This is a genomic window from Affinundibacterium flavidum (assembly GCF_014284175.1).
GTDB classification, from domain to species: Bacteria; Pseudomonadota; Gammaproteobacteria; order Burkholderiales; family Burkholderiaceae_D; genus Undibacterium; species Undibacterium flavidum.
Map to the genome: position 1 here is coordinate 1 of NZ_JACOGA010000004.1, position 9,638 is coordinate 9,638.

The 9,638-nt window shown below is 49.0% G+C and carries 2 protein-coding genes; both read right to left on the reverse strand.

Annotation, left to right across the window (positions count from 1 at the left end):
• The coding region (locus H8K55_RS05035; protein ID WP_186940993.1) for a transglutaminase domain-containing protein at nt 1–8,617 on the reverse strand (8,617 nt) is incomplete at its 3' end.
• 80 nt (nt 8,618–8,697) lie between these two features.
• Nucleotides 8,698–9,612, reverse strand: coding sequence for a choice-of-anchor A family protein (locus H8K55_RS05040; RefSeq protein WP_186940994.1), 915 nt, complete (start codon nt 9,610–9,612; stop codon nt 8,698–8,700).
• Nucleotides 9,613–9,638: the final 26 nt, after the last annotated feature.

Genomic DNA, 9,638 nt, shown 5'->3' on the forward strand with positions numbered 1-9,638 from the left:
CTGTGCCTGCTGGTTTGGTGCTGATGATTTCTTTGGTGCGATTGGCGACGCCATCTAAGGTGTAGGCTGTGGTGACAGTTTGGTTGACGTCGATGACCTCGGTTTGGGTCAGGCGGTCGGCTTTGTCGTAGCTGTAGTTGGTAACCTGTGCGGCGGCGTTGCGGTTGATGGTTTCTTTGGTACGATTGCCGTTTTGGTCGAACACGTAGTCGGTGCGTGCATGGATGATGTTGCCTTTGGCGTGTGTCACTTGTTGCATGCGCAGCGCGGCGTCGTAGCGCATGTTGCTACTGGTGCCGTTGCTGTACGTGATCTGGGTGTTGAGCCCGGTTTTGTCGTAGGTGTAAGCGATGGTGCCGGATTGACCAGTGATGCTGGTGACGCGGTTTAAGGCGTCGTAGGTATATTTGCTGACTTTGCCGTCTTGGGTGATGAGGCTGGTTTGGTTGCCATTGGCGTCGTAGCTGAGCGTGACTTTGGCACCGAAGGGGTCAAGCTGTTGTTGTTGACGGTCAAAGTTGTCGTAGCTGTATTGGCTGATCAAGGTCTTGCTGCCTTGCATCTCGACCCGGGTGATATTGTTATTGTTGTCGTAGCTGATGTTGATACTGGTGAGGCCGTCTGCACTGGCGGAGTAGGTCTTCGCCGTTTCGCGATTTAGAGCGTCGTAGCTGTGGCTGACGATGATGCCATTGCCGTCGGTGTGTTTGAGCAGATTGCCATTGGCGTCGTACGTAAAACTTTCTGTCGCACCGCCTGGGTAGGTGATCTGGGTGCGACGATTTAAGGCATCAAAGTCACTGCTAGTTTGATTGCCTTGGGCGTCGCTGATGCGGATATGGTTGTCCGATTTGTCGTAACCGTAACTGGTGGTGCCACCTATGGCATCGTCGATACTGGTGAGGCGGTTGGCGGCATCGTAGTGATAGCTGGTGGTGCCGCCATTGGGGCGTTTTACACTGGTGCGGTTGCCGACACCGTCGTAGTGACTGGTGGTGGTTTCCCCTGCGGCATTGGTGACAGCTGTAGGACGACGGCGTTCGTCGTAGCTGGTGGTGGTGCTGCGACCTTCAGGGTCGGTGACGGTGATGGCATCGCCCATCGCATCGCGTACTGTTTTGGTGATCGCGGCTAAGGGGCGGTTGTCGGCAATCCGCAGATTGCGTTTGTCGTAGACGTAGTTGCTGGTGTTGCCGTTGGCGTCGGTGACGAAGATGAGGTTGCCGCCATCGTCGTATTGGTTTTTAGTGATGGTGACGCCGTCTTTGCTGACCGTGAGTAAGCGGTTGACACCATCGTAGGTGTACTTGGTGGTGATGCCGCGTTTGTCTGTCTCACTAGTCTTGTTGCCCGCTTTGTCGTAGCGGTAACTGTGCTTTTTGCTCAGCGCATCGGTGACCGTGATGGGGTGATTGAGTTCATCGTAGGTGGTGCTGGTACTATTACCGTTGGGGTCGACTTCTTGGATTTTATTGCCGACTTTGTCGTAGCTGATGCGATGACTGCCGCTTAAGGCATTGGTGATCTCGGTCGGACGATTTAAGTCGTCATAGATAGTATGTGTGGTGCCGCCACGGGGGTCCTTGGCTGACAGACGATTGCCCATCAGGTCGACAGTAAACTGGTGGTTGCGCCCTTCCGGCGCTGTCGTTTTGCTTAAGTAATTGAGGGCATTGTAGTCGTGACTGGTGGTGTTGCCATTGGCATCGGTTTCTGTGATCTTGTTGCCGTTGGCGTCATAATCCCAGGCGCCGAGCTGACCTAAGCGGTCGGTGGTGGATACCAGGCGATTGAGGTCGTCATAGGCGTGACTGATGGTGTTACCGTTGGCTTGTGTTTCTTCGGTCAGGTTACCGACCGCATCGTAACGGTAGCGGGTGGTGTATCCCTCACCATCTTTTGTGGCGGTTTGACGATGGAGGGCGTCGTACTCGTGGCTGGTGACCTGGCGATTGGCATTGATGGTTTGGGTGAGATTATTGCTCTTGTCGTAGCTGTGCTGTGTCGTTTGACCATTGCCGTCGGTGCTGGAGGTGAGGCGATTAGCAGCGTCGTATTGATGACGCGTGATATGGCCGTTGCGATCAGTGATACGGACTTTGTTGCCATTTTTATCGTACGCCATGTCGGTGGCGGCACCTGCCAGACTGATTTTAATCTGCCGATTTAAGCCGTCGTAATCGTAACTCGTGATACGGCTTAGCGGGTCGGTGCTGCTGAGCTGATTGCCATTGCCATCATAAGTCATGCTCCAGTTGCCACCTGCGGCGTCCACGGTGGCGATGCGGTGACTTAGTTCGTCGTAGCTGTGACTGGTGATACGCCCTAGCGCATCTGTTTCGCTCACGACATTGCCGATCTCGTCGTAGGTGTAGCTGGTCTTTTTGCCGAGTGGCTCGACTCTCTTGGTGAGACGATTAGCGGCGTCATAACTGTAGCTGGTGGTATTATTGGCAAAGTCCGTCTCTGCAGTTTTATTACCCACATTATCGTAGTCTATCTGTTTGCTCTTGCCATCGGCACGGGTGATGGTGACCGGTAGATTGAGGGCGTTATAAGTCCAGCTCGTCGTTCTGCCTGCTTCATCTTTTTCTGTACGCTTATTGCCGTTCTTGTCATAGCTCATGCTACGCGATTTGCCCATCGCATCCGTGCGACTGACGACTTGGTCCTGATCGTCATAGTCGAACTTGGTCGTGCCAGCATCATCGGTGCTGCTCACCACGCGTGCGCGTGCATCGCGCGTTAAGCTTTGACTGGCACCTATCGGGTTTTTAGTGCTTTTGAGATTCCCCACGTCATCATAGGAGAAACTGCTCACGCCTCCCATCGCATCGGTCGTGCTGAGGATTAAGCCATTGCTACTGTAGCTATGGCTGATTTTTGCAGACTCGGGATGGCTCTCTTGTGTCCGGTTGCCGCGCTCATCGTAGGTGTAAGTGGTGCTGTTGCCGTTACGATCAACTCGACTAGTTAAGCGGTTCTTGATATACGGTGCTGCCGTTTGCACCAGATAGGTATTGGTGATCGTCGTGCCGGCTATTTTTTCTGAAAGAAGATTGCCGTGCGTGTCGTAGCTGTACTCCGTTTTTACACCGCGTGCATCGGTCTTCGATAACATGTTTATGTCGTCTATTGCCCAAGTCATACGAGTCGTACCAATCGGGTCTTCTATCGCTAACGGACTGCCATAGGCATTGAGTGTGTATTTGGTGAGTTTGCCGTTTTCATCCGTCACACTGCTATTTTTGAGCGTTGCGATATCGTAGTTAAAACCCACATTGCCCGTGGGCGTTGCGATGGTCGTCACCATGCTATTGGCCATCGCCAGATTGCTTACACCACCAGACGTAAAGGCGAGTTTCTCTTTATTGAAAGTGTAGGTCGTTTTATTGCCATTCGGATCGGTGTAGCTAGTGAGCAAAGAGCGGGCATAGGTGTCTATTTCGTCCGTACTGTACGCAAAACTTTCAGTACGGCCATTTCTGTTGACCGCGATCAGATTGCCAAATTTGTCGTACGTGAACTTCAAGCTCAGGCCACCTGGGCCTGTGACCGATTGCACCAAGGCTTCTATGTTAGTGACACCCGGGCGGTCAATCTTTTGCGCCGCATACGTCAAATTGAACTGGCGCCCATCGCTATTCGTCACATTGATCAAACGCGGTGCGGGTATCGCATCCATGTCGTAATTCAAGGTCTGGCGATTACCATTTGTGTCTTCTATATAGGCGAGCTTCCATTGAATTTGCGGATTGATCAATCCAAAGTGGTAGCGTGTGCCGTCTTTACTGTAAAAATCAAAGCTGTGATCGACTTTGTTTTCTACTAAGGTCGCGTGATAGCCTTTATCGGCAACCAATTTACCGTCATTGGTCGGCGCAAAACGCACACTGCCGCCATCACCTGCCGACACCGAGACTTCGCCACAACTATTGATGCTTAAACCGGCATCAAAGTTATGTGTCCAGTTCGCGCCCATGGTATTGATCTGCCCATTCGACCCGGATGAATACGTGGGCTGAAAGTGGAACGCAGGACCAACGCCTGGGATGCCTATTGCTTGGGTTTGGGCAACCAGCCCACCCGTCTTCAGGTTGACGCCTTTGACGATGACCTGGCCTACTGGCAGGCTATTATGCATCTTGAACAGGGAGGAGAATCCGCCAGCCCTTTGTTCTTGTTGCGATGGATCGGCAATACCGGTCGCGCTCAGCGTAAATACAAAATCTCCTGAGCCCAGTTGTGCCGGGTCAATGTTGTGCGAGAAGCTGCCTTGGGAATAAACCTGGTCTTGAAATAGTATTTGTGGCGTACCGAGGATTCCTCCATTAGCATTCACCGACTGCACACTGAGCGTCGCCCTGACATCTTGGGCAAACGAAAAATCTATCCCTCCTGAACGTCCGCATGAGCGTTGATTGACTAGATCTACGTCCAGATTTCCACCGTGGCCTTTTGCTGAAATTATTAATGATTGGCGTGTCGACAGCTGAAATTTCTCTGACTTCATTTCTACAAGAGAATTCTCCCCCAACACCAATTCAACCTGGTATTTTTTCTTAAGATCAAATGGGGTACCACGATGAATGTCTGCTTTGCCGGTACCCTTAACGCTATCGCCGATCAGGTCTATGTACTCTTTTTCTTCTTCATATATTCTGAGTTTGACTCCTAAAGCCGTATATTCTGGTGGCGAAATGCTGTATTCAATTGTGGCCTTAGCACTACTATTTCCATTCGCATCTAATAGAAGATGATTGCCGTTGATAGAGCTGATACTTTCTATTTTTGGCAGTACCGCTGAGATTGGTCCAAATCCATAGGTGAAGTAATCAATTTTGTCATCTCTCAGTGTCCCTTCTATCGCCTGTGCGTCAATAAAATGCTGCGCAGGTGAATTCCCAACTGTCAATCTGGTTTGATAAGTGGATGGACCTGTTTGTGTCACTCCGGATGTCGATCCGCCAGATGTTGCATGAAAATCCACTTTCATTGGATAGGAGATCAATTTTTGGAAAGGAACACCAACTTGCTCAGGCTTACCTGTTCGTTCACTGATACGGGTAATCTCTTCAGTGATGGGCAAAACGAAGCGCAACTCTATGGGGCGTTTATACTCACTGCCCAATTTTGCACCACTGACATTGACTCCTCGATCATCGGAAATTAATCCCGTCAACAAATTCCTTCCGGCATATGTCCCAAAGTCGGGATAGCAACGTTTCGCATCATCATAATAATCAAACGCGTCGAATTTCTGTTGAAGTGGTCCCGCTTGCACCGCAATCTTTTCCCTCGCATACCATGCGTTACTCGAAATAATACCGGCATTCACACTTCCTTGAGTCGATGACATAGCACTGAACGAGGAGTTTCCACATTCCCCCAAAATCGGCATGTTGGTAGGACAGTTACTGAGCCTGCCTTGATCATTTACGCTATTATCAAAAAGCACACTACCTCTAAAAAAACTATCATCGTAAGAATTGCATCTAAGAGTCGTTTCAATGTTCAGGGCGACAGGAATGTTCGCAATCGGATTACCATATTGATCCGCCACCATCGCACCAAATTGGCCTATAAAAATGCCCGTTGCCAGATCATCTTCACTATTGAGCGTGCTACCGGAAGCCGTGGGCGCTTTGACTTTTAACTTCTTCTCGGAAGTGCGAACAATATCGCTAAGCACATCTGGCTTTGCAAAAATGGTGACTGGCGTCTCTATTCTGATCATTCCATCAGCCGACAAGACACTCATGTCAATCATATTCTGACCGAGCTTTGTCAGATATTTATCCCCGCTTGCCACTCGCATATACATGGGGCTTTCAGCAGTTTTTTGGCCAAGCGTCACAGTAGCTGATGCGATTCCTAATGCATTTGTCGTGGCTGTATACGTCGCAGCTCCATTGAGTAATCCGCCTCCCGCAATCATCTGAAACAGCACCGATGCACCCTGCACAGGAAAACCGTCTTTATCCAATACCATCACGTTCAATGGCAATGGCATCACTTGCCCTGCAATGCCAATCTCATTATCTAAGCTACTGATCGACAGAAGTTGCACACCCGCTAAAGGATCATTATTCGCACCATCCGAATTGGGCGAGCGTAATGCGTCCGCCAGAAATCCTAAAGTCCAGGCATTCTCTCCCGTTGCCACTTCACCACCAGCCAAACCACCAGAAATAAAATACCCACCAGCCCCCGTTGCCTCTTCAGTAGCACGCCAGACAGAACCATTCCAAGCTTGATATTGCAAACGGCGTGCTGGCACTTCGACGCGATACGCTTGTCGTACCAGATTTCTTATATGGTCTTTCACTGCCAGTGAATGATCCGTGCCGTCAATGGCGTTAAGATTTTGCTGACTGACATTCAATGTAGGAATGCTTTGCTCTTTGGCCAATGCGAATCCCTTATCCGCAGATATGGCATCGACACTGAGTTGATTTTGAAATAGCACCGATTCCAACGATGATCCATGAAGACTTGAAAGCAGCAAGAAATCTTTAGCATTGGCGCCGATTGCTTCAATTGGATGCGCGATGGCATCGAGGCTTACACCGCGCCATTCTAGAGTTTGTGGTGCACCGTTGAGATAGACGGTCTGCATACGATTACTCACCAAGGTTAGCGATGGTAGAGGACGTACTACCCTCACGCCCGTCAACGCTGCTATTTGCGCATCCCCCTCATTCCAAAGCTGCTGATACGCAAATGCCAATCCATCGAGTATTTGCGCCGCCTTGCTTTCAGAATCCGCTGGATCTTTGCTCGCAGGCCGACTCGCTCCAGTGCCACTGAAGGCCAGCGCCTGATAGGCTCCTGCCATCACGGTTTGACTGATTTTTTGGGAGCCAAATGGTCCCGTCAAGTCGATTTGCAAAGATAAATCGCTGCCTGGCACGACGCTGCCTGATCCTATCGTGCGCACTTTTCCACCGACACGAATTTGAGGACGCAACTTCATCAAATAAAGGGGCGTCGCATCGAAGCCTCCAAAAGACAGACTTAAACGATGATCTTCTATCGTCGCCGGGATATAGGAAATCGTCAAACGTTGATTGGATATTTCATGCACCGGCAATAACGCATCTAAAACGGTCTGGTTACCAGAACGAATCTGAACGCGAGCATTAACGATATTCGAGGGAGAGATGGTTGGACTTTCATGGGTCACTGCAACCACGACATACGGTAAAGAATTGGGCAGCAAGCTTAAATTAAGTGGCACTAACTCTTGCTTACCAAATTGAGCCGTATAGTCACTAGCGGCACCGGACCGAGCTTGAAGTACGTCCGTGAGCTGCTTCTTTAAGAATTCACCAAAACTTTGTCGGCGTACTTGCGACAAGTAGGCATTTTGTACTTCATTGGCCGTACCCACATCAGTCATCGATACATTTGATGCAGTCCAGGTGCTCACTTTTGTTGAAGGATCTAATGGTATCCAAGTTTGTCCAGAGCCATCCACAACCGCGCCACGATAATTGGTATAAGGCACTTTGGCGGTCACCCACGTATGTTCCAGTTGAACCGCGGCCAAACGCCCACCGCGAACCACCGGGCTAAATGCGATACCAGCTTTGGTTAGTGCTGAAGCCACAGTACTGCTATCAGTCAGCCCCAATTCATTTGCTAATTTTTGCGTATCAAATTCCACCACGCCATGTACATATCTAGTGGCAACGCCCGTTGCCCGCAACAAGGCAATCAACAGACTGGCTTGATCGACGTCGTTTCCAGCTTTACTGCGCAAGGTACCGAGAGCCCCTTTGACGGAACCCGAATACCATTCGGTTTTGTGATGATTGCGGACGAATTCGTAGATACGAATGTAATCGTTACCTAGTACTTTCGCCTGTTTAGTAATCTCTTCGGATAACGGGGCTTCGCTTGAATCTTGTAAATCAACAGGCAGACTTTCAACCTCTGTGCCTTTGACATAACTAGGCGTAATCGCCGGGCTCAACTTAGGTGTTCGACTCGGTAAATTGGCCGCAGTTACAGGCAAACTATTTGCATGGAGTATCGATTCACGCTTCACATTCTCTAGTTTTGGTGTCAGCAACACGATGACTGTTTTTACTAAGCCATTCACATCTTTTGACACGAATTTTTCTTTACTAGAAAAAACAGGGTCCAACAAACTCTTAATCTGGGTAAGACGTGCGATAAGTTTTGTCGTGACGTCCCGATGTAGACTGAGATATGCAGAGTTCGAGGCAATTTTTTGTAGCTTCGACTCAATTCCTTTCTGACGACTTTCAATCACTATTACCGCTGCTTTCCATTGCAGATAGACAGCTTCAACTTCTGCGAATGTACTATCGGTACGTCGCATTTGCCAGTTGCTCAGTGCATCTGCTAATGCCTGTTCAGCGATGTGTAACTGGCGTAATTCTGCCGCGCGATCAACACCTATACTCGTCGTCTTTAGTTGATTTTTGTGGTACTCGTCTATCATCACTCGTGCATCGCGACCCGCGGCAACTTCTTGCAAAATCTGTTGCTCGAGGTTTTTGTTTTGCGCAAACGCAGTGGCAGAAAATACGATTGTTGCGCACACCATCAAGGCTGACATGGCAATTTTAATTACACGACTTTTCATTCCATCTTCCCAAACTTTTCAGATACTTCTATTTTTGTGACTTGCTATACGACGACAATTTCTGACTGACTGCGCGAACGCTAGTTAAGCGGCTCAAATGGCGCATAACCTATTGACATGCTGGTGTTCCAACTTGCCGCAACTATCGTGCCTTCGATAAAGCCGCTAGAATCTTTGACACAGGCGTAAGGCGCCAGAACATTGCCTTCAACCCGTACGCCTTGCATCATCAACACATCTGTATCAGGCAAATTAAATAGCACTCGTTTCCCACGTCCAGCAAATACATTCATAGAAATACTCATACGTACCTGGCGCTGATCATTTGCGCTCACATTTAAAATAATGTAAGCGGTTGACTTGATATTTTTTAATGCGAAATTTAAGTGACTGGTTACCTGATCTGCTGTCAAATTAAAATATTCAACATCCCTGTTACTCCCCGTCAACGTAACTGCAGAATACAATTGACTGACCGTTCCAGTAGGAGACACATTGCGCAATTGTTGCGACAAAATACTCAAATTCATTCTTTCAGCAGCAAAATCTACAGGACTAAAAGCCGCCTGACGCAAGTCTAAGTATTTCGCGACTTTGCTGGCTTTTGTTCCAGCATACACACCCCAACTATTCACGTGCCCATTTGCCCAAATTGAGCCACCGGAGAACGCATTGATATTCCCTCCCACCACTAATGAGGCTTGAGTCGACCCGGATGGAACACGACCACCTATACTAGGTCCGGATACATCGAGATCTCCACCAACAGCTAGACGCCCTTCGATATTGGGTATGCTGCTCACATTGCCGAAAAAAAATCCGGAATACTGCGCAGCCGTACCCAAATCAATTTTTTGTGCATGACAATTAACCGACACAACACTGCTTACCATTCCAACGATCAATATTTTCAAGAACCTTTGCATTCGCTCAAATAGAAAAGCACCTTCTTTCTGATAGTCAGGAGCTGAATTCTTTGCTCGAATACGAGCCATCACTTTTATCCATTTCACGTTAAATG

Coding starts and splice junctions, on each gene's coding strand:
- H8K55_RS05040 (WP_186940994.1), bottom strand. CDS start 9,612: ATGGCTCGTATTCGAGCAAAGAATTCAGCTCCTGACTATCAGAAAGAA.